Source organism: Nocardia aurantia, assembly GCF_009604425.1.
In the GTDB taxonomy this organism is placed as follows: Bacteria; Actinomycetota; Actinomycetes; order Mycobacteriales; family Mycobacteriaceae; genus Nocardia; species Nocardia aurantia.
The window spans coordinates 171020-192515 of the sequence record NZ_WEGI01000013.1 but is presented as its reverse complement, the minus strand read 5'-3'; the positions used below and the strand labels follow the sequence as shown (position 1 = coordinate 192515).

The 21496-nt window shown below is 69.7% G+C and carries 21 protein-coding genes; 13 read left to right on the top strand and 8 right to left on the bottom strand.

All coding sequences use genetic code 11. The annotated features are described in order from the left end of the window. The first annotated feature begins 7 nt into the window (after positions 1-7). Both NRB56_RS29180 and NRB56_RS29175 read left to right on the top strand, forming a co-directional pair. A complete protein-coding gene (locus tag NRB56_RS29180) occupies positions 8-508 on the top strand; it encodes a DUF3592 domain-containing protein (protein WP_406603544.1) in 501 nt (166 codons plus the stop codon). Positions 509-599: 91 nt separating this feature from the next. Further along, the gene (locus NRB56_RS29175) at positions 600-1742 is read left to right on the top strand and encodes a glycosyltransferase family 4 protein (protein ID WP_319943708.1); all 1143 of its coding nucleotides are present in this window, start codon (positions 600-602) and stop codon (positions 1740-1742) included. 534 nt (positions 1743-2276) lie between these two features. Here the strand turns inward: NRB56_RS29175 and NRB56_RS29170 are convergent. After that, positions 2277-2744, bottom strand: coding sequence for a DUF4254 domain-containing protein (locus NRB56_RS29170; protein ID WP_227838449.1), 468 nt, complete (start codon positions 2742-2744; stop codon positions 2277-2279). Between the two features lie 2 nt (positions 2745-2746). After that, positions 2747-3100 (bottom strand): hypothetical protein, encoded by a 354-nt coding sequence (locus NRB56_RS29165; RefSeq protein ID WP_153347513.1) that lies wholly within the window; start codon positions 3098-3100, stop codon positions 2747-2749. A 355-nt stretch (positions 3101-3455) separates the two neighbouring features. Here NRB56_RS29165 and NRB56_RS29160 point away from each other — a divergent pair, with 355 nt between their 5' ends. Next, positions 3456-4358, top strand: a complete 903-nt coding sequence (locus NRB56_RS29160; RefSeq protein WP_194291026.1) for a helix-turn-helix domain-containing protein — start codon at positions 3456-3458, stop codon at positions 4356-4358. Beyond that, the gene (locus NRB56_RS29155; protein WP_153347511.1) at positions 4348-4542 is read left to right on the top strand and encodes a DUF397 domain-containing protein; all 195 of its coding nucleotides are present in this window, start codon (positions 4348-4350) and stop codon (positions 4540-4542) included. The genes NRB56_RS29160 and NRB56_RS29155 overlap by 11 nt, the downstream gene beginning before the upstream one ends. 122 nt (positions 4543-4664) lie before the next feature. Here NRB56_RS29155 and NRB56_RS29150 read toward each other — a convergent pair whose 3' ends face one another. From NRB56_RS29150 to NRB56_RS29135, 3 genes are all read right to left on the bottom strand, one after another. Beyond that, positions 4665-5162, bottom strand: a complete 498-nt coding sequence (locus NRB56_RS29150) for a DoxX family protein (RefSeq protein WP_319943707.1) — start codon at positions 5160-5162, stop codon at positions 4665-4667. Between the two features lie 167 nt (positions 5163-5329). Further along, positions 5330-10369, bottom strand: coding sequence for a molybdopterin-dependent oxidoreductase (locus NRB56_RS39370; protein ID WP_227838430.1), 5040 nt, complete (start codon positions 10367-10369; stop codon positions 5330-5332). A 144-nt stretch (positions 10370-10513) separates the two neighbouring features. Further along, positions 10514-11218, bottom strand: a complete 705-nt coding sequence (locus NRB56_RS29135; RefSeq protein ID WP_319943705.1) for a demethylmenaquinone methyltransferase — start codon at positions 11216-11218, stop codon at positions 10514-10516. A 177-nt stretch (positions 11219-11395) separates the two neighbouring features. Between NRB56_RS29135 and NRB56_RS29130 the strand changes: the two genes are divergently transcribed. The 3 genes from NRB56_RS29130 to NRB56_RS29120 all read left to right on the top strand — a co-directional run bounded on the left by NRB56_RS29130 (position 11396) and on the right by NRB56_RS29120 (position 13182). Next, a complete protein-coding gene (locus tag NRB56_RS29130) occupies positions 11396-12412 on the top strand; it encodes an alpha/beta hydrolase (RefSeq protein ID WP_227838429.1) in 1017 nt (338 codons plus the stop codon). An 80-nt stretch (positions 12413-12492) separates the two neighbouring features. After that, positions 12493-12759 carry a hypothetical protein gene (locus tag NRB56_RS29125; protein ID WP_319943704.1) on the top strand — a complete coding sequence of 89 codons (267 nt, stop codon included), beginning with the start codon at positions 12493-12495 and terminating at the stop codon, positions 12757-12759. A 114-nt stretch (positions 12760-12873) separates the two neighbouring features. Next, positions 12874-13182 (top strand): hypothetical protein, encoded by a 309-nt coding sequence (locus tag NRB56_RS29120; protein WP_227838428.1) that lies wholly within the window; start codon positions 12874-12876, stop codon positions 13180-13182. A gap of 121 nt (positions 13183-13303) precedes the next feature. Here NRB56_RS29120 and menD read toward each other — a convergent pair whose 3' ends face one another. The 3 genes from menD to NRB56_RS29105 form a co-directional block, all read right to left on the bottom strand. Further along, positions 13304-14974 (bottom strand): 2-succinyl-5-enolpyruvyl-6-hydroxy-3-cyclohexene-1-carboxylic-acid synthase, encoded by a 1671-nt coding sequence (gene menD / locus NRB56_RS29115; RefSeq protein ID WP_319943703.1) that lies wholly within the window; start codon positions 14972-14974, stop codon positions 13304-13306. Between the two features lie 244 nt (positions 14975-15218). Further along, positions 15219-15665: a DUF6918 family protein gene (locus NRB56_RS29110; RefSeq protein ID WP_319943702.1), complete on the bottom strand. Its 447-nt coding sequence runs from the start codon at positions 15663-15665 to the stop codon at positions 15219-15221. An 87-nt stretch (positions 15666-15752) separates the two neighbouring features. Further along, the gene (locus tag NRB56_RS29105) at positions 15753-16409 is read right to left on the bottom strand and encodes a PaaI family thioesterase (protein ID WP_153347509.1); all 657 of its coding nucleotides are present in this window, start codon (positions 16407-16409) and stop codon (positions 15753-15755) included. A gap of 116 nt (positions 16410-16525) precedes the next feature. Between NRB56_RS29105 and NRB56_RS29100 the strand changes: the two genes are divergently transcribed. The 6 genes from NRB56_RS29100 (at position 16526) to menE (ending at position 21394) form a co-directional block, all read left to right on the top strand. Continuing rightward, the gene (locus NRB56_RS29100; RefSeq protein WP_153347508.1) at positions 16526-17425 is read left to right on the top strand and encodes a 1,4-dihydroxy-2-naphthoyl-CoA synthase; all 900 of its coding nucleotides are present in this window, start codon (positions 16526-16528) and stop codon (positions 17423-17425) included. Positions 17426-17541: 116 nt separating this feature from the next. Continuing rightward, entirely contained in the window at positions 17542-17937 is a 396-nt protein-coding gene (locus NRB56_RS29095) for a VOC family protein (protein WP_319943701.1), read from the top strand. Between the two features lie 72 nt (positions 17938-18009). Next, on the top strand, positions 18010-19215 hold the full coding sequence (locus tag NRB56_RS29090) for an inorganic phosphate transporter (RefSeq protein ID WP_319943700.1): 1206 nt from the start codon (positions 18010-18012) through the stop codon (positions 19213-19215). 9 nt (positions 19216-19224) lie between these two features. After that, positions 19225-19500: a hypothetical protein gene (locus NRB56_RS29085; protein ID WP_319943699.1), complete on the top strand. Its 276-nt coding sequence runs from the start codon at positions 19225-19227 to the stop codon at positions 19498-19500. A gap of 317 nt (positions 19501-19817) precedes the next feature. Next, entirely contained in the window at positions 19818-20198 is a 381-nt protein-coding gene (locus NRB56_RS29080; protein ID WP_153347641.1) for a DUF3349 domain-containing protein, read from the top strand. Between the two features lie 62 nt (positions 20199-20260). After that, a complete protein-coding gene (gene menE / locus NRB56_RS29075) occupies positions 20261-21394 on the top strand; it encodes an o-succinylbenzoate--CoA ligase (RefSeq protein WP_153347640.1) in 1134 nt (377 codons plus the stop codon). Positions 21395-21496 lie beyond the last annotated feature (102 nt).

The window sequence follows — 21496 nt, the reverse complement described above, 5'->3', positions numbered from 1 at the left end:
TTGTGCAGTGTCGGATACCAGCCAGTCTGATGATCAACAACCGTCCGGCCCGGTGCGTCTGCGCCGGACCCGGATCGGTGTGCTGGTGGCCGCCGTCACGGTGAGCGTGCTCGCGGTGCTGCTGGTGCTGGCGGCCTGGCGTGACGACTATCTGATCAGCTTCGACAAGGGCGTCACCAGCGGTGAGGTGCTGTCGGCGGGCCGGCTGCGCTCGGCGGTCACCTACGTGACCCCCGACGGCGTCACCCACAATCCGAAGACCGGGGTGCTGTACCCGACCCGGCTCACCGCCGGTGAGCGCATCAACGTCGAATACAGCAAGAAGGATCCCGAACTGGTCCGGGTCGCGGGACGCGACGCCCGGGTGGCGATCATCCCGGCCCTGTCGGTGATCGTGGTCTGCTGGGTGGTGGCGCTGCCGTTGTTGTGGGTGTTGCGCCGGTTCGGCCGCCGCGGCGATCCCGCTTCCCGGCTGCCCACACGCCGCCCCGCCGAAGCGGCGGCCTGAGGATCGCGGCGGCGGAATTGTTCGCCGATTTTTCGCGTAGGTGTCACGTCCGTGTGACGTCCCGGCGTGTCTGGTTGATCACACTCGAAGCGTGCGCGTAGCCATCGTTGCGGAGTCGTTCCTGCCCAACATGAACGGTGTCGTGAACTCCGTATTGCAGGTCCTGGATCATCTGGATCGCAACGGGCACGACGCCCTGGTGATCGCACCGGACACCTTGCGTGGCCGGCCGCCCGCGCCCCGCGAGCACGGCCGGTTCCCGGTGATCCGGGTGCCCGCGGTCATGGTCCCGAAGATCAGCTCGCTGCCGGTGGGCCTGCCGCAGCCGGTGATCACCGCGGCGATCAACGAGTTCGACGCCGATGTGGTGCATCTGGCCTCCCCCTTCCTGCTCGGCGCCGGTGGCGTCGGGGCCGCGCTGCGGCTGGACCTGCCGGCCGTCGCGATCTATCAGACCGATGTGGCGGGCTTCGCCCAGAGTTACGGACTCGGCGCGGCGCGGCGGGCGGCCTGGGCCTGGACCCGGCGTATCCACGTGCGCGCGGCGCGCACCCTCGCCCCGTCCTCGGCGGCGGTCGAGGATCTGGAGCGGCACGGCATCCCCCGGGTGCATCGCTGGGCCCGCGGCGTCGACATCGCACGTTTCACTCCCGCGGCGCGCTCGGAGGAGCGACGGGACGCGTGGTCGGCCGGGGACAAACTGGTGGTCGGCTTCGTCGGCCGGCTGGCGCCGGAGAAGCATGTGGAACGGCTCGCGGTCCTCGCCGACGATCCGGATGTGCAACTGGTCATCGTCGGTGACGGCCCGCAGCGCGCCCGGCTGGCCGAGTTGATGCCCTCGGCGATCTTCACCGGCGAACTCGGCGGCGCCGATCTGGCCGCCGCGTACGCGAGCCTGGACGTGATGGTGCACGCGGGCGAACACGAAACGTTCTGTCAGGGAGTGCAGGAGGCGCTCGCCTCGGGCATCCCGGTCATCGGCCCGGACGCCGGCGGCCCGCGGGATCTGATCGCGCACTGCCGCAACGGATATCTGCTGCCGGTGGATCGTTTCACCGAACTGCTGCCGAGCGCGGTAGCCGCCCTGCGTGACCCGGATTTGCGCATCCGATTCGCCGCTGCCGCAAGGAAATCCGTTCTGCATCGAACCTGGCCCGCGATCTGCACCGAACTGGTCGGCCACTACACGGAGGTGATCGGCGGGTCCCGGGCCGGGTTATCCCGGAGCGCCTGACCGACCGCGCGGCGGTCGCCGGGCAAAATCCGGCTATCGGGTGCTACTGGTTCCGGCATAGCCTGTCGCACCACTCGTATGCTGTGCGTCGACGCCTGTCGAGGGGGCGGTCACCCGCGCTCGGGCCGAAGGTGGCACGCAGGGTGCGGTCAGTGGCGAATGTGTTCGGGTCGGCGCTGAACTGCGTGTGGCCGAACTGGATGGAGATGTCGTCGAAGGCGGTCGACGGGACGCCGGGGCTGTACACGGCCGGCATACGCGGTTGCGACACGATCGTTCCGCCGAATGCGGTTTCCGCGAAATCGAATTCGCGGTCGCCCGCAATTCTCTACGCCGCAGCGGATTATCGGAGCTCTGATTCGCGAGGGCAATCCCTTCACTTCGGAACACCGGAGAACGGTTATCGCGATACCTGGGTGCGGAGAATCGAATCGCTCAGTTGGCGGGCGGCTCGAACATGGTTCCAGGGGTGACGACTTCGGCGAGGGGCTGGGCGGGCAGGAAGATCGCGGGGGGTTCCGCGATCCACCAGGGCTACCAGCATCTCGAGCGGGTGGTGTCGGCGGCGGCGAGCTCCCAGGGTTGGGCCGAGGGAAAACGGCGGCGGCCGGATTCGACCTCGGTCACCAGATCGTGGTAGCCGTCGGTGAGTTCGGCGAGAGTGGTCCAGGCGGCGTGCACCGCCAGGTCGGCGGGCGCGGCGGACAGCAGGAGCTGCCAGGCCCAGGCATGGGTTCGGGCCATGCGGTCCACGACGCAACCCAGCGATTCCGTGTGCAGGTAGGCGGCGGGGCGCTGGAATTGCTGGAGCACGACCCAGCGGTCGATCTCGCGGACCAGAGTGGCTCGGGCGCAGTCTATTCCGCGGAGGTCGACGGGGTCGGCGGTGAGCCTGGTCCGGTGCAGGCCGGACAGCCGCGCGATCGCGGGGAGGATCGGGTGGGCGAGATCGGTGCTGCCGCAGCAGGCGGCGATGACCATGTTCTTGCTCGGCAGTCGCATCGTCACCACCCCACCGCGCTGGTGCGGGCCCAGGTCTGGGGCGGGCAGACCGTCACCAGATCGAAGTCGTCGCAGACGAGTTCGGGGCGGTTGTCCACGTGCGCGAGGTCGAAGACGACGATCACCGGGACGTCGAGGCCGGCCGCGAGGCCGAGGGCGTAGCCGATCGGGTCGTCATGGTCGAGCGGGGGCCGCACCGTGTACAGCAGGCGAAAACCGTTGCGCCAGGCGTATCTCTGGATCTCCCGGGCGTGTCGTTCGGCGTCGGGACCGGAGATGTCGGTGCGCACGAATCCGACCGCGGGCTGTCGCGGCGGGATGGCACGGGTCGCGGGCGGCGGAGATAGCGGATCCATTGCGGTGGCAAGCATCATTATTCGAAATCCCCCGTTCTGAATATTCGGCGTCGAAGTGTTCGGTGGCCGGCGGACGGCCGGCTGCGACACGGGAAGTTTTTGGAGAAAACCCTTGGCTCGCAGCCGAAGTTGTCGTACCTTTCGTGGCAGAGGGTGTTTCGAGGCCCCGAACCTGCAGCACCACCCGGCCGCCGGTACCAAGCAGACCATGACCGGGACGAAAAGACCAGTGGAATTGGAAAATAGGTGGAAGTCGTGCGAAACCCCAGGATGCCACTCGATTTGCTGCAGCTAGGGAATGGATATTTATATTGCGGTGAGCCAATTTTCGAATATTCACTTTCCAGGGGGCACCATGGGTACCAAGAGGGACGAGATTCCTACGTCGACGCTGCCCAGGCGGCAGCTGGGACGTTTTCTGCGCGATGCGCGATCGGCCGCGGGACTGACCATCGTCCGGGCTTCCGCCCTGACCGATCTGAGTCCCGCAGGGCTGCAACGGATCGAGTCCGGTCGCGTGCAGAAGGTCCGTAAGCAGGACGTTCGCGCGCTGTGCGAGCTCTACCACATCGGCGCGCGTGACACCCGGCGCGCGGTGACTCTCGCCGAACAGGCGCGGGAAAGAAGCTGGTATTCCGATTTCGGCAATCTCTTCGACGAGACCTTCGGCCTGTATCTGGATCTGGAATCGGCTGCGCAGCAGATGATCTGCTACAACGAGCACATTCCCGGCCTGTTGCAGACCGACGACTACGCCGAGGCGATGATCGGCGCCTGCCACGACCGGGTTCCCGAGGAGGAACTCGAACAGCGGCTGGAACTGCGATTGAAACGGCAGAGTCTGCTCACCCGGAAGAAACTGCCGCTGACTCTCGATGTGCTGCTGCACGAATCGGCGCTGTACCGCCTCGTGGGCAACGCCGAACTGATGGCGGCCCAACTGCGGCATCTCGACAAATTCGCGGCGCTGCCCAACGTGTCGCTGCGCGTCCATCCGTACCGGGCGGGCCTGACGTGGGGAATCCTGCACGGCCCGTTCGTGATCCTGAGCTTTCGTCCCGACCCGAAAGGAGGTTCACCGGAACCCTCGATCGTGTACCGCGAGGGTGCACCCAGTAGCGACATCTACATCGAGCGACCGGATGAGGTGGATCGCTACACCGAGCTGTCCGCGGCCATCCGCGCGATGGCTCTCACGGAATCCGAAACACGAGACCTGCTCCGGCAGGTAGCAAAGGAATACGATCATGAGCACTGATACCTGGTTCAAGAGCTCGTTCAGCGAGACCACCCACTGCGTGGAGGTCTCGTGGCTGCCCGAAGGCGGTGTGGGCGTCCGGGATTCGAAGAATCCGAGCGGCCCGGCGCTGACCTTCTCCGGCGCCGAATGGACGGCCTTCACCGCCGGGGTGAAGGCCGAGGAGTTCGACCGCACGGCGTGATGCCGGCGGCTCGATAGCACGGAAAAAAGCGGTTCCGCCCCGACTCAACCGGGGCGGAGCCGCCCGTTCACGGTACCCGGGGCCACCGCGGCCCGATCACGGTCCCCCGGTATCGCTCGTGGTCAGTTGCGCGTGGCCAGTACCACCGCCGCGACCACGGCGGCGAGGACGATGGCCGCGAGGCCGTAGATCAGCCGCCGCACCCGCAGCACCGGCAGCGCCTGGTCGAGGGCCAGCCGGCCCGGACCGGCCAGCGCCAGGGCGACGGCCGCGGCCGTCAGGGCCAGTTCGTACTCGTACCCCTTCGGGGCGAAGAAGCCGTGTTTGGTGGCGATCGCGTTGATCATCACGCCGATCACCGCGGCCGCCGCGAGCGGGGTCAGCAGTCCGAGGATCAGGCCGAGACCGCCCAGCGCCTCGCTGAGACCGGCGATCACCGCCATGGTCTTCCCGGCCGGATACCCCTGGGCGGTGAAGTAGCGGCCGGTGGCGGTCAGGCCGTTGCCGTGGAACCAGCCGAACAGTTTCTGGGTGCCGTGGGCGGCCATGATGACGCCGATCACCACGCGCAGCACCAGCAATCCGAGATCGGTGGCGATATCGCCGGGTGCGGCGGTCACGGCATATCCCGGCGGGAGGGGCGAAGCGGTAGCCGACATGGTGCCGTCCTTTCGCGACGCGCGGCGGATGCCGCCTGACAGGGGGTCAGAGTAGGCGGGGCAACCCCTGGTCGGACGGAGCGGAATCGGTCCGATGCGAATTCTTTGCCATGAATTCGCCGGGCGGATCAGTAGACGTCGCGGACGTAGCGCTTCTCGGCGACGAGCTGTTTGCGGAAGGCCGCCGCGCCGTCCTCGTCGAGTTTGCCGTGCACACGCGCGATGGTCAGCAGCGCGTCGTCGACATCCTTCGCCATCCGGGCGGCGTCACCACAGACGTACAGATGACCACCGTCGCGCAGCCACGACCACAGCTCCGCGCCGTGCTCGATCATCCGGTGCTGTACATAGATCCGCTCCCGCTGATCCCGGGAGAACGCCAGGTCCAGGCGAGTGAGGAAGCCGCTGCGGAACATGTCCTCGAGTTCCGCGCGATAGTAGAAATTGTCCGCGGCGTGCTGGTCGCCGAAGAACAGCCAGTTCCGGCCGCGGCAGCCGAGCGCCCGGCGCTCGTGCAGGAAACCGCGGAACGGTGCGATCCCGGTGCCCGGTCCGATCATGATCATCGGCGCGTTCGGATCCAGCGGCGGCCGGAAATGCGGTGCGCGCTGGAGGAAGATCGGCACCGGTACGGTGCCGCAACGGTCGGCGAGGAAGGTCGAGCACACCCCGCCGCTCTGCGCGTAACGCACCACACCGACGGTCAACTGCACCTCCGCGGGCGTCACCGCCGGACTCGACGAGATCGAATACTGGCGCGGCTGAAGCTTTTTCAACACGCCGAGCCAGTCGACCGGGTCGGCCTCCACCGGGAAGTCCCGCAGCACGTCCACAGCCTGTTTGTCCCACAGGTAACCGTCGAGTTCGTTGCGATTGTCGCGCCGGAGCAGTTTGGCCAGCCGGGGACTCGGATTGCGGTCGGCGACGAAGCCCAGCAGGTCCGGCCCGGCCCTCGTGATGTCGAAACGGGTGCGCAACGCCTCCGCCAGCGGGACCGCCCGGCCGTCCGGCGCGATGGTCCGGTCGCCGTCCAGCCCGGTCACCTCGAGCCATTCCGCCACCAGCGCTTCGGAATTCGAGGGCCACACCCCGAGCGAGTCCCCCACCTCGTACTGCACGCCCAGCCCGCTCAGATCGAAGCCGAACTGCCGCACCTCTTTCGCCGCGCCAGGGCGGGACAGCAACTCGTTGCGCACGAGCCGCGCGGGCAGCGGCGACTGCCGGGTGAAGGGGGTGGCTGTCTTCCCGGGCCGCGTCGCCGTCGTACCGGCCGGGCTCACTGCCGGTGCGTTCCCGGCCCCGCTCACCGTGCCGACTGTCGCCGCCCCCACCGACCCCTGTGCGCTGGACGCCGAACCATCGGCCACCCACGCCGTTGCCGCCATAGAACCGGCCACACCCATCGCCATCCCGGGTTCGACCGCGTCGAGCACTCCGCCGGACCCACCGCTCAACACTGCCCCAGGCCCAGCGGTGCCCAGTACCGCCCCGGGCCCAGCCGTACCCAACACTGCCCCCCGCCCAGCCGCGCCCAGCACTCCCCCAGGCCCAGCGGTGCCCAGCGCTGCCTCGGGCCCAGCCGTACCCAACGCTGCCCCAGGTCCAGCCGTGCCCAGTACTGCCCTGGCCCCGGCCGTGCCCAACGCTGCCTTAGGTCCAGCCGTGCCCACCGCTGCGCCGAATACAGCTGTGCTCAGCGCGCCGGCAGGATCGCCCGTGCTCACCTCCGCGCCGGTCGGCCTGCTCGCGCTGTTCGACGCCATAGCCGGTCCGGCGGTACCCACTGCTACCGCCGATCCGGCTGCTCGCGGGTCGTCGGCGGCCGTACCACCGTCGGTGCCACCGCCCGCGCCGGGCGGCACGCCGAAGGTTGTCAGTACCTGGGCGAGCCAGTGCTCGGACAGTTCCTCGTGGTCGGGTTCGCTGTCGACTCGGGGCAGCATCCGGGTAGCGCCGAGTTTCGCGAGCGTGTCATCGATCCGGCGGCCGTAGCCGCAGAAGTCGTCGTAGGACGAGTCGCCCAGGGCGAATACCGCGTAGCGCAGACCGGTGAGCCGGATCACGCTGTCGCTCAGGCTTTCCCAGAAGTCTGCGCCGTTGTCCGGTGGGCCTCCGGTGCCGAAGGTGCTGGTGATCACCAGGGTGTCGCCGCTCAATTGCGCCGGATCACAGGAGTTCAGGTCCGACAACCTGGGCTGGAAGCCGGATTCGGCCAGCGCCGCTGCCACCGTCGCCGCGAGTTCCTCAGCGGTGCCGGTCTGCGAGGCCCACAGCACGGTGATCGAACGCTGCTGGACAACCGGCTGTGGGGTTGCTTCCGCCGCATCGACGGCTTGCGCGGGCTCGATCACCGCGGCCCGCGAGTACATCCCGGCGAGCAGCCCGTTCATCCAGACGCGGCGCGAGGGCGACAGCGGCGCCGATTCCGGTAGCACCGGCTGACCCTGCACTGGAATCTCTTGCAGGGCAGCGAGATAGCCGGACAGGTAGACCCGTTCCAGCTCGCTGAACGTCGGCGCGGCCGTGGTCTCGAGGCCGAGTGCGGCGGCCAACGGGTGGATCGGCGGTCGCGAATCCGTATAGGGCAGAGCGGTTCCCGGCCCGGCGGACGCGGCGAAGGGCCCGGCCGGAGAATTCACAGCGCTCGGCCCGGCCGAGACAGGAGCCGCGGCCGACGGCACACCCGCAGCGGCCGACCCGGAAATCGGGTAGCCGGCGAACGGCCCGGCCGCCGTAGAACGCTCGGCCACGGAGTAATTCGCGATCGACGCCGGCGCCGGGACCGCCCCGGTGCCTCCGGCCCCCGAATTGCCCACGAACGAACCGGCCGCCGGAACCTCTGCGGTCCCCGCCACCGGGTAACCCGCGAACGAACCGGCCGCCGGAACCTCTGCGGTCCCCGCCACTGGGTAACCGGCGAACGAACCGGCCGCCTGGACCGTGGCGGTCGGACCGGCTACTCCGGTAGTGGCCGGGACGGCGGGGTCCGACGGCACCGCGGCGACCTTCCGCAGGGCGACCGCGCAGGCCTTGAATTCGGGCTGCAGCGAGGCCGGGTCGACCGCGTCGTTGGTGACCGCGTTCACGGTCAGGTACTCGCCGTGCTCGTCGTTCCAGTGGAAGGGGGCGAAGCAGTTTCCGGGCAGCCCCCTGTCCTCGACGCGCACCGGGAGCACGGCGCGCCCGCGGCGGGAGGCGATCTCGAGTTGATCGCCGGGGCGCACGCCGAGCCGCTCGGCGTCGGCAGGATGGATCTCGACGAACGGATCCCCGGTCAGCTTTGTCAGTTTCGCCACCCGGCCGGTCTTGGTCATGGTGTGCCACTGGTGTTGCAGCCGGCCGGTGTTCAGCACGAACGGGTAGTCGTCGTCCGGCATCTCGGCCGGTGGCAGGTGCGGCCGTGGATGGAACCGGGCACGGCCGTCCGGTGTCGGGAACACCAGTCGCGGCCGGTGCCCGGACTCGTCGGCGAACGGTTCGCTGCCGTCGTTCAGGTAGCGAACCGGGTTGCGGCGCTGCGCCGGATCGGGGCACGGCCACTGCATCGGGCCCTCGCGCAGCGCGGGATAGTCGATACCGCGCAGGTCGTAGCCCGTCGCGGGATTGCTGAAACCACGTATCTCCGTGAAGATCTCGGCGCTGGAGGCGTAGTCGAAGCCCGCGAAGCCCATCGCGGTCGCCACCTGGGCGATCAACTGCCAGTCCGGCCGCGCGTCGCCCACCGGATCGGTGGAGCGCCGCAACAGCGTCAGGGTTCGCTCCGAATTCACCATCACCGCATCGGATTCCGACCACAGCGTGGCCGGCAGCAGCAGGTCCGCGTAGGCGGTGGTCGCGGTGTCGGTGTAGACGTCCTGCACGATCACCAGTTCGGCGGCCTCCAGGCCGGCGATCACGTTGCGCCGGTTGGCCACGCTCGCAACGGGGTTGCTGCAGACGACCCAGCAGGCCTTGATCTCTCCCGCGGCCAGCTCCCGGAACATCTCGATGGTGCCGGGCCCGGACTCGTCGCGGATCGTGCCCGGCGCCAGGTTCCAGGCGGTCTCCGTGAAGGCGCGGTCGGCCGCGGACAGCACGCTGCGCTGCCCGGGCAGCCCGGGGCCCATGTAGCCCATCTCCCGGCCGCCCATGGCATTCGGCTGCCCGGTGAGCGAGAACGGACCGCTGCCGGGACGGCAGATCGCGCCGGTGGCCAGATGCAGATTGCAGAGCGCGTTGGTGTTCCAGGTGCCGTGGGTGGACTGGTTCAGGCCCATGGTCCACAGCGACATCCATTCCCCGGCCTCCCCGATCCACTGTGCGGCCGTGCGGATGTCGGCCTCGGCCAGTCCGGTGGTCTCGGCGACCCGGCCGGGCGGGTAGTCGGCGAGGAATTCCGGCATCGCGGACCAGCCGGTGGTGTGCTCGGCGATGAATTCCTCGTCCAGATGGCCGTTCTCGGCGAGCAGGTACAGCAGCCCGTTCAGCAGGGCGAGGTCGGTGCCGGGGGCGATCTGCAGGAAAAGGTCGGCGCGCGCGGCGGTTTCGGTGCGCCGGGGGTCGACAACGATCAGCCTGGCCCCGGCGTTCAGCCGATCGACCATGCGCAGGAACAGGATCGGGTGGCAGTCGGCCATGTTCGCGCCGCTGACCAGGAACACGTCGGCACGATCGAGGTCGTCGTAGGAGCCGGGCGGGCCGTCGGCGCCGAGCGACTGTTTGTAGCCGGTGCCGGCACTGGCCATGCACAGCCGGGAGTTGGCCTCCAGATGGACGGTCCGCAGGTAGCCCTTGGCCAGTTTGGTCGCCAGGTACTGCGCCTCGATCGACAGCTGCCCGGAGACGTAGAGCGCGATGGCATCCGGGCCGTGTTCGTCGAGGACGGCCCGCAACCGGGCCGCGGCCTCGGCGATCGCGGTGTCGACGGGCACCGGGACCGCCGCCTGACCGCGGGCGTCCCGCCGATGCGCGGTGGTCATCCGGCCGGGTGCGCGCATGAGTTCCGCGTGGGTGGCGCCCTTGGTGCACAACCGGCCGCCGTTGACCGGGTGCAGCTTGTCGCCGCGGACCTTCGCGATGACCGGGGCGCCGTCCGCGCCGGGCCGGGTCTCGACGGTGATGCCACAGCCGACGCCACAGTACGAACACGCCGTGCGGGTGGTGCTCGGGGGCTCGGGTGACTCCGACATGAGTCCGATCATCCCGAGCACCGATTGCGCCGAATTTACCCGACGTTATCGGCACGTGACGATGCCCCTCACGATCGGCATCCGCGGCTGTGAGGTGTGACGAACGACACGAAAGACCTGGTCAACGACCCTTGCCGCGAACGGTCAGCCGAGTTTGTAGCCGCGGTGCAGTGCGACGATACCGCCGGTGAGGTTGCGCCACCGGACCGCCGACCAGCCCGCGTCCGACAGCCGCAACGCCAGCTGCGGCTGATTCGGCCAGGCCCGGATCGACTCGGCCAGATACACATAGGCGTCCGGATTACTGGAGACCGCGCGGGCGATCCGCGGCAGCGCGCGCATCAGGTACTCCATGTAGATCGTGCGGAACCCGGGGATCACCGGCGTGGCGAATTCGCACACCACCAGCCGGCCGCCGGGCTTGGTGACCCGCAACATCTCCCGCAGCGCGAGCCCGGTGTCGGCGACGTTGCGCAGCCCGAAGGAGATGGTCACCGCGTCGAAGACGTCGTCGGCGAACGGCAGCGCCATCGCGTCCCCCGCGACCATCGGCACCTGCCGGGACCGTCCCGCGGACAGCATGCCCTGGGAGAAGTCGGTGGCGACGCACCAGGCGCCGGATTTGCGGAGTTCGGCGGTCGAGACCGCGGTGCCGGCCGCGAGATCGAGCACCCGCTCGCCGGGCCGCAGGGCCAGCGCGGAGCGAGTCGCCCTCCGCCAGAACCGATCCCGGCCGCCGGAGAGCACGGTGTTGGTGATGTCGTACCGGCGCGCGACACCGTCGAACATCGACGCGACCTCTCGCGGCTGCTTGTCCAGCGAGGCTCGGAACGACTCAGTTTTCGCCACGACGAACCACCCTAGCGCGGTAATTCGCGGCCGATGTGCGCGGCGAACTCCCGGACACCGAATCCCCCACTTGCGTAACATAACCGTCTCGGTTTTAGATCACAGTCGCGAGCCGTCAGGGCGGCGGCTCGGCACATCTGTGAGGGTTGGGCGTTGCGACTCGGATTCGGCAGCCTGATGACTTTGGCGGCGACGGTTATAGCGGGCGTTCTGAGCGCGGGCGTTCCCGCCGGGGCCGACCCGGTCGACAGCCCCGGCGTGGTGTTACCCGCCATCAAGTCCCCGGACGGTTCCTACATCGAGAAGATCGAGGTGAAGGACAGCCGCAACGTCACCCTCTCGGTGCATTCCGCCGCGATGAACAAGACCTTCCCCGTGGATGTGCTGCGGCCGACCGACACCTCGTCGCCGCGCCCGTCGCTGTATCTGCTGAACGGGGCCGGCGGCGGCGTCGACGACGCGTCCTGGCAGTTGCGCACCGACGCGCTGCAGTTCCTGTCCGACAAGAACGTCAACGTCGTACAGGTCATCGGCGGCGCGTGGAGTTTCTACACCGACTGGATCGCCACCGATCCGGTGCTCGGGGTCAACAAGTGGCAGACCTACATCGGCGACGAACTGCCCCCGCTGATCGACGCCGCGCTGAACACCAATCAGGTGAATGCCATTGCGGGCCTGTCGATGTCGGGCGTGCCGGTGCTGGATCTGGTGATCGCGCATCCCGGCCTGTTCCGCAGCGCGGCCGTCTACAGCGGCCTGACCCAGACCAGTGACCGCGTCGGTCAGGACATGGTCAAGCTGACCGTGGAGACCTGGGGCGGCGGCGACACCCGCAACATGTGGGGTCCGACCGACAGCCCGCTGTGGGTGGACAACGACCCCTACGTGAACGCCGAGAAGCTGCGCGGCACCAACCTGTTCTTCTCCACCGGCAACGGCATCCCGGGCGTCTACGACCTGCCCGGCGGCAAGTTCCGGCTGGAGGCCCCGTCGGAGACTCCGAAGGTGGTCGCGCTCGGCAGCGTCATCGAGGCGGGCGTGGAATGGGCCAACCAGAACATGGAGAAGAAGCTGGACTCGCTGCACATCCCGGCCACGTTCGTGTACCGGGACAGCGGCACCCACTCCTGGGGTTACTGGCAGGAGGATCTGCACACGTCGTGGCCGGTGCTGGCCGCGGGCCTGGGCATCTGACCGAGCCCCTCGCACCCGCTCCTCGGCCGGTGTACGCGCGAATGTGCGTGCACCGGCCGAACGGTATCGACTCGTGACCGGTGAAAACCCCTGTCGGCGAGGAGAATCGGGTGATGAAGGGCGATCGGGTGGAGATCGTCGTCGACACCGGCGGCGGATCGAACACGTACGAGGTGGCGGCCACGCGCGCGGGCCGGCGGGTCGAGGTGCGCATCGCGCGCGGCATAGTCGAGGTGGCGGAGATCACCCGCAGTGGTTCGGCGGTGCGCACGGCCCGCTTCATGGCGGCTCGCACGCTGGCCCTGGTCGAATATCCGGCCGACGACGGTCCGCTGCCCGGCGAATGAGGGGTGCGGGAACCACGATCGGATCGCCGGGTGGTTGCCAGTCCCGGCCGGGGGGAGCATCCTCGAACTGATGGGCCGCACAAGCCCGTCCGGCCCCGCGGAAAGGAGCACCCGATGACCGATCGCACTCTCGCCGCCGGCACTCTCGGTGAAGTCCCGGAAGCCGATCTGCTGGAGCAGTCCGTCCCGGCCTATCCGGATGCCCCCGACGAGGAGGACACGCCGTCCGACACCACGGTGGCGCCGCAATACCCGCTGCCGGACGCGCACGCGATCCGCGAGGCCGACGACGCGGATGTCCTCGAACAGTCCGTCGCGGTGCCGCTGGCGGACGATTACGACACCGAATCCGGCGGCGACTACGACGACGCGCCGACGGGCTACGACAACCCGCCCACGGGCTACGAGGACACCGAATACTGAAAATCGCGCCCGGTACCCGTCCGCTCCGGCGGACGGGTACCGCCGATTTCGAGCCCGGCCGCCTTTCGGCACGAGGACGCCGATCGCGGGCCTCCCGCACCGCCCGGCGGCCTCCTGGTCCTCAGGAGTCGGCGATGCCCGCTCGGACCAGGGCGTGCAGTTCGCGCAGGCTGGATCGCTCGGTGGCGACCTCCAGCACTCGCATTCCGTGGGCGTGGCCGGTGAGCTCGGTGGCGAGTTGGGCGGGATCGACCTGGCGGTGCGGTACCCGGTAGGCCGCGCACAGCGCCGCCAGATCCATGCCGTGCGGGGTGCCGAACACTCGCTCGAAGACGCCGGCGTACTGCGGGTCGCCCTGTTCGAGCAGTTCGAAGATGCCGCCGCCGTCGTCGTTGGCGACCACGATGGTCAGATCGGCTGGTCGCGGCTCGCCGGGACCGATCAGCAGGCCGGATGCGTCGTGCAGGAACGTGAGATCGCCGATCAGCGAGATGGTCCGGCCGGGATGGCGCAGCGCCGCGCCGACCGCCGTCGACACGGTGCCGTCGATACCCGCCACACCACGATTGGACCGCACCACGACGTCGGGCCGGGGGGCCGAGACCAGTGCCGCGTCCCGGACCGGATTCGACGCTCCCAGTAGCAATTGATCACCGCTGCGCAGTGCGTTCATCACGACCGCCGCCACGTGCAGGCCGGTCGGTTTCGGATGCCGGGCCAGTTGTTCGCGTACCACGCGCTCGGCGGTGGCATCCGCCGCGCGGCACTGTTCGAGCCATTCCGGCCGGGGGGTGCCGCGCACCGCCGCGCGGGTGCCGGTGGCGATCACGTTGCCGGACACGTCGGGCCAGCGCGGGCCGGTGGTCAGCGCGAGGACCCGCACGTCGGGATCGGCGAGCAGCTTCGACACCTGACGATGCAGGGTGGGCCGGCCGGTGATGATCGCCTGTTTCGGCCGCAGCAGCGGCAGCGCCAGCGGATGCAGGGCCGGGCCGGAGCGCGGCGCGGTCGGCTCGGCGACGGTCGGCAGGCCCGCCAGTTCGGGCCGGACACCGCTGCCGTGCCCGGAGATCACCACGGTGTCCGGACCGAGGTCGAGGTCCAGCGGCAGATCGAGGGCGGCGAAATCGGTGGTGGTCCAGGCCGCACCGTTCGGCCGGCCCGCCGGAGCACCGTTCGGCCCGCTCACCGGCGTGCCGGCCGGGTGGCCGACCGGCTCACCGTCCAGCAGCTCCGGTACCAGCGGCTCGCGCAGCGGGATGTCGAAATGTACGGGACCGGCGTTCCCGGAGCGGGCGCCGCTGGCCTGGGCCAGCACCCGGCACACGGCCGAACGCCACACGCTGTTCTGCTGCCGGTAACCCTCCTCGGGCTCGGCCAGACCCAGGCTGATCGCCGCGCGCACCTGGTTGCCGAAGAAGCCGAACTGCTCGACGGTCTGGTTGGCGCCGGTGCCCAACATCTCGTAGGGCCGGTTGGCGCTGAGCACCACCAGCGGCTGCCGGGCGTAGTTGGCCTCCAGGACGGCCGGGCCGAGGTTGGCGACGGCGGTGCCGGAGGTCATCACCACCGGGACCGGGCGGCCGTCTGCGATGGCCAGGCCGAGGGCGAGGAAGCCGGCGGTGCGTTCGTCGACGCGCATGTGCAGCCGGAGCAGTCCGGCGGCATCGGCGGCCTGGAGCGCGAAGGCCAGCGGCGCGTTGCGCGATCCCGGGCACAGCACGACGTCCCGCACGCCCCCGCGCGCCAGCTCGTCGACGATGACCTGAGCCTGGGCTGTCGAGGGATTCACGTACTAGAGCCTTGCAGACCGGGGGCGGTCCCGGGGCGTCGACCCGATCACACCACCCGATAGTTAGGTTTGCTAACCTCTTCGGCAGAGCACCGGCGGCGGTCGGCCGGCAGAGCACCACGGCCGGCTCGCCGCCCAAGGGGATGCGCGAGACGTGAGCACACGCATGCCCGCTGAACGGCGAGCCCCGGATGCCGTGAGAACGTCGCGGCACGGGGTCCGCGACGGGTGACAGCCGCGAAATCTATGCGGCGTGCCGCTGGATCAGGTCACCCAGCCGCGGAAGCGCCTCGATGACATTCTTCTTCGCCGACGAGCGCAGGGCCGAGTAGGCCTTCTTCAGGGCGGGACGGTCGGACTTCTCGGCGCGGGCGTCGGTCACGGCGAGCAGCGACTCGGCGACCTGGTCCTGCTTGGAGACCAGGAGATCCGCGAAGCGGCCCGAGGGGGCGGCCTGGTACTCGGCCCAGTACGGCTCGAGCTGCTCGACGAACTTGGGCGCGAACGACTCCAGCGCGTCCGCGACGATCGTCGGGCTGACCTTCTTGATCGCGGCGTAGCCACCCTTGACGGCCAGACCGGACGCGCCTCCCTTGTCGGACACCTCCGCGTTCAGCACCTCCTGCGCGTCCGCCAGGAATGCGGAGCGCTTGGCGTCGTCCAGCAGGGATTCAGACAGTGCTGCAACCACTTTCAGGTTCCTCCGGTTCAAATTTTCGATGAGCGAGCGCAGGCAACTATACGCACCGGACGAACCCGACACACGGCTACGACCCGGCTACGGTTGCCACGGAAGCAATTCCACCATGAGCCCTTCGCAATCGGCCAGCACAGAGCCGGATTCGTCACGCAGGGTCGCAGTCACGAATGTCTTGCGCCCGTCCACCCGATCCACGGTCCCCTCGACCTCCAGGGGCGTGTGCAGCGGAGTGATCTTGCGGTAGTTGACATGTAGGAAAGCGGTGCGGCTGATCGGGCGGCCGGCGAAGTGCACCAGGAAGCCGAACAGGTCGTCGAACAGCAGCGGCAGCACGCCGCCGTGCACCGCGCCGTTGCCGCCGAGGTGATAGCGGCGGAACTCGCCGCGCATCCGAACCCCGGTGGGTCCGGCGGTCACCACGGTCCACGGCGGCATCAGCAGGCTGCCGCGGCCGGGCAGTTCCGGTACCCGCCCGGCCGGGCCCTGCAGTTCCGGCGCGCGGTAGGGCTCGAGCAGATCGATCAGTTCCTGGGCCTTGGCCCGCGCCTGCCCGAACACCTCGTCGGGTGCGTCGGCGGACACCGCGAGGTCCTGCAGGGTGCGCATGGCCTCGACGAACGGGCCGAAATTCGGGCCGGGCTGCGCGTGCACGACCTTCGGGAATCCGCCGTGCCGGTCGTACTGATCGTCGCCGGTCGCGCTCGCGTCTATAACCGGTTCTACACGTTCGCTCATACTTGCACGTTATCCGCGGGTCTTACGGCGTCAACACGACAGCCCGGAAAGCTCGGAATATCCGATCGAGAATCACAGCCGAGGCGGCGGACGGGCCGGACGGGCGCAGCGGCAGAATGGGTCCGGTGTTCAATCCGAAGCTGTGGGAGCCCGTCACGGGATTCGAGGACCTGACCGACATCACCTATCACCGGCACGTCGAGCAGGGCACCGTCCGGGTGGCCTTCGACCGGCCGGAGGTGCGCAACGCGTTCCGGCCGCACACGGTCGACGAGTTGTATCGCGCGCTGGATCACGCGCGGATGACCTCGGATGTCGGCGCGGTCCTGCTCACCGGCAACGGTCCCAGCCCCAAGGACGGCGGCTGGGCCTTCTGCTCCGGCGGCGACCAGCGCATCCGCGGCCGCAGCGGCTACCAGTACGCCAGCGGCGAGACCGCCGAGACCGTGGACAAGGCCCGGTCCGGGCGGCTGCACATCCTCGAGGTGCAGCGGCTGATCCGGTTCATGCCGAAGGTGGTCATCGCGCTGGTGAACGGCTGGGCCGCCGGCGGCGGGCACAGCCTGCACGTGGTCTGCGATCTCACCCTGGCCAGCCGCGAGCACGCCCGGTTCAAGCAGACCGACGCCGATGTGGGCAGTTTCGACGGCGGTTACGGCAGTGCGTATCTGGCCAAACTGGTCGGCCAGAAGTTCGCCCGCGAGATCTTCTTCCTCGGCCGCACCTACACCGCCGAGGACATGCACCACATGGGCGCGGTGAACGCCGTCGTCGACCACGACCGGCTCGAGGACGAGGCCCTGGAATGGACCGCCGACATCCTCGCGAAATCCCCGCAGGCGCAGCGAATGCTGAAGTACGCCTTCAATCTCGCCGACGACGGCCTGGTCGGCCAGCAGCTGTTCGCGGGCGAGGCCACCCGGCTGGCGTACATGACCGACGAGGCCGTCGAGGGCCGGGACTCCTTCCTGGAGAAGCGCTCCCCGGACTGGTCCCCGTTCCCGTGGTACTTCTGATCGGAAGCATCCCCTCCCCGGCCGGGCCGGATCAATAGGCGCGCCGGGCCGGATCGGTATGCGCGTGTGATCCGTAGCGGTGCCGGAGGGCGGGCCGGTATGCGACGCTCGCTGGTGTGGACATTCTCAGCAGCCGCATAATTCTGCGCCCAGCCAACTACGAGCAAACGGTGGTCTTCTATCGCGACGCCCTCGATCTGGCGATCGCGCGGGAGTATCCGGGCGGCACGGTGTTCTTCGCCGGGCAGTCGCTGATCGAGGTGGCCGGGCACCATCGCGCCGACGACGCCCCCGCGGGATTCGCGGGGGCGCTGTGGTTGCAGGTGCGCGACGTCGGCGACGCGATCGCCGGCCTGTCCGCGCGGCACGTCGAGATCGATCGGCTGCCGCAGCAGGAGTCGTGGGGGCTGATCGAGGCCTGGGTGCACGATCCGGACGGCGTGCCGATCGTGCTCGTGCAGGTACCGGCCGACCATCCGCTGCGGCGCGGACCCGATCCCATCCGGCGCTGACGCCGGCATCGATCCGCCGACAACTCGGTGACGCTTCGACCCCTCAGCTAATCTCTGGGGAACACTTGGGGCGTGTCCGCCGAACTCGTCATCCTGATCATCGTCGTCGTCACCGCCCTCGGCTTCGACTTCACCAACGGCTTCCACGACACCGCCAACGCGATGGCCACCTCGATCGCGACCGGCGCGCTGAAACCGCGTGCGGCCGTGCTGCTGTCGGGAGTGTTGAATCTGGTCGGCGCCTACCTCAGCGTGGCGGTCGCGGCCACCGTCGCGGAGGGCATCGTCCGGCTCGAGCACCTCGGCGGCGCGGATCTGCTGGAGATCGTGTTCGCCGGACTGGTCGGCGGCATCACCTGGAATCTGCTCACCTGGCTGTTCGGCCTGCCGTCGAGTTCCTCGCACGCCCTGTTCGGCGGTCTCATCGGCGCCACCGTGGCGGCGGTGGGCTTCGACGGGGTGATCTGGTCGGCCGGGAAACAGGGCGTGGTCACCAAGATCCTGGTGCCGGCCGTCCTGTCACCGGTGGTGGCGGCGCTGGTGGCCGGGATCGCCACCCGGCTGATCTACCGGATCACCGCGACCAGCGACCGTCGCGTGGTCGACACCGCCTTCCGCTGGGGACAGATCGGGTCGGCGTCGCTGGTGTCGCTGGCGCACGGCACCAACGACGCGCAGAAGACCATGGGGATCATCTTCCTGGCGCTGATCGCCTACGGCAGCCGGAGCCCGGCGGATTCGCTGCCGCTGTGGGTGATCACCGCCTGCGCGATCGCCATCGCCGCCGGCACCGCGCTGGGCGGCTGGCGGATCATCCGCACCCTCGGCAAGGGACTGGTCGACATCGCGCCGCCGCAGGGGCTGGCCGCCGAATCCACCAGCGCGGCCATCATCCTCACCTCCGCGCACTTCGGCATGCCGCTGTCGACCACGCAAACGGTCACCGGCGCCATCCTCGGCACCGGTCTGGGCCGGCCCGGTGCCGAGGTGCGCTGGGGCGTCCTGGGCCGGATGGTGGTGGCCTGGCTGCTGACCCTGCCGGCCGCCGCGCTCACCGGCGCCCTGTGCCGGGCGGGCGCGCACGCGATCGGTGGCCTCGCCGGGGTGCTGGTGGTGTTCACAGTGCTCATCCTGCTGGCCGGATATCTGTTCGCGCGGGCGCGCCGGCATCCGGTGCGCCCGAGCAATGTCAACGACGATTGGCAGGGGCCCGGACCGCCCGCTCCCCCGCCGGGTCCCCCCGCCGGGCCACGTCCGATGACCGAATCGATCGGCTAGGAGCCGCTCGTGCACACCTTGCTGACCGACCTGAAGGATCTCGGCCGGGTCACGCTCGCCGCGCTGCTGCTCGGCGCCGGACTGCCCGCCGTGTTCGCGGTCGGGGTCCGGTGGCAGTCGCGATACCGCGACCCCGCGACGGCGGCCTCGATCCGCCGCGCGGCCGGGGCGGGCGCGCTGCTCTGCTACGCGCTGGTACTCGGGATCGCCGTCGCCGGAGTCCTGTTCGTGGCCAAGGCGTTTCTCGCCACCCGGTTCGGTATCCACCTGTTCGGGCAGTCCTGATCCCGGACCACAGAAAGGTGACCCTCGTGCCCGATCCGACCCCGGCCGACCACGACCCGGCCGCAGGGGACTCCCGCCCGGCGCGGTCGCCCGGCGCGCCCGGTCCCGCACCCGGAAGTCCCGCGGCCGCCGGCACGGTGGAGTCCGGTCCGGGCGATACCGGGACGGAACCCGCGGCGTCCGGCGGCGAACCGGTGAACCGTGACGCTACCGACGCGGCCACGGCCGACTCCGGGAGCGGCGGCGACCGCACGGCGATCGGAGCCGGCGCACCCGGTGTGGTCCGGACGGCCACCACCGCGGCGGATGCCCTGCGCTTGCGCCGGCGGCCCGAGGGGGCGGAATCGCCGTCGGTTCTGGGCAAGGTGCTGTCCTGGCTGCGGGCCGGATATCCGCAGGGCATCCCCCGGACCGACTATGTGGCGCTGCTGGCGGTGCTGCACCGGCGGCTGACCGATTACGAGGTGCACATGATCGTCGAGGAGCTGGTGCACGAACGCGGCGACGACGAGGAGATCGCCCGCCACGAGATCGAGGAGGCGATCGCCCGAGTTGCCAAAGAGCAACCGGGCGAGGACGATATCGCTCGAGTGGCCTCCCGGCTCGCAGCCGGTGGATGGCCGCTGGGGACACCGTCGTCCGATTGGCCGACCTCGATCCATCCCCTTCCCGATAATCCGGAACCACGGACCCGTTGACTGGTGAACCCTCGACACATGACACGATCGCGAACGTGAGCAGCACCCTGCGGACCCTTCCCATGCCCACCGGCGCCGCGGTGGGTGAGGTCCTGCCGCACCTGCGCGAGGCGCTGGACGGCGGCGGTCCGGCCTGGCTCCCCATCCCCACCGGCGACCGCCGCGAGAGCCACCGGCTGTCCAGCGCGCTGCAGCCCGGTGAACCCATCGAGGACGATGTGGCCCTGGTGGTCACCACCTCGGGGACCACCGGCGTGCCGAAGGGCGCGATGCTGTCCGCCGCCGCGCTGCGGGCCAGCGGCGACGCCACCCACGAGCGACTCGGCGGCCCCGGGCAGTGGCTGCTCGCGCTGCCGACCCACCACATCGCCGGCATCCAGGTGTTGCTGCGCAGCATCCTGGCCGGTATCGAACCGGCGGTCCTCGACGTCTCCGATGGTTTCCTGCCCGACGGGCTGGCGTCGGCGGTGTCCGGGATGAAGGGGTCGCGGCGCTACACCTCGCTGGTGCCGACCCAGCTGATCAAGGCCCTGGAGGAACCGGCGGGCGTGGCGGCGCTGGCCGCCCTCGACGCGGTCCTCGTGGGCGGCGCCGCCACGCCGAAGCCGGTGCTGGAACACGCCCGCGAGCTCGGTATCACGATCGTGCGCACCTACGGCATGAGCGAGACCTGCGGCGGCTGCGTCTACGAGGGCGTGCCGCTGCGCGGCACCGAGGTGCGGATCGAGGACGGCCGGGTACTGCTCGGTGGCGCGATGCTGGCCAACGGCTACCGCGGTCTGCCCGACCATCCCGCCTTCGCCGAACCCGGCTGGTTCCGCACCGACGACGCCGGCGTCGTCGAGGACGGCGTCCTCCGGATCACCGGCCGCCTGGACGAGGCCATCATGACCGGCGGCCTGGTGGTGATCCCGCAGGTGGTCGAGGCCGTGCTCGCGAACCATCCCGCGATCTCCGAGGTGGTCGTGCTGGGGCTGCCCGACGATCGGCTGGGCCAGCGGGTCGCGGTCGCCGTCGTGCCGGTCGCCGGGGCCACACCGACCCTGGAGGAACTGCGCGACTACGTGGTGGCCGAACTCGACGCGGTGGCCGCCCCGCGCGAACTGTCCCTGGTCGACGAGATCCCGATGCGCGGTCCGGGCAAGCCCGACCGCGGCCGGCTGCGCGAACGCCTGCTCGCCGACTCCGCCCACTGAGTTCGGCGGCCCTTACGCACGGGCCGCACCCGCACGTCGGCCCGGGCGGCCGTCGTGCCGGTCGCCACACCGCTTTCGGGGAATTACGCGACCACGTGGCGC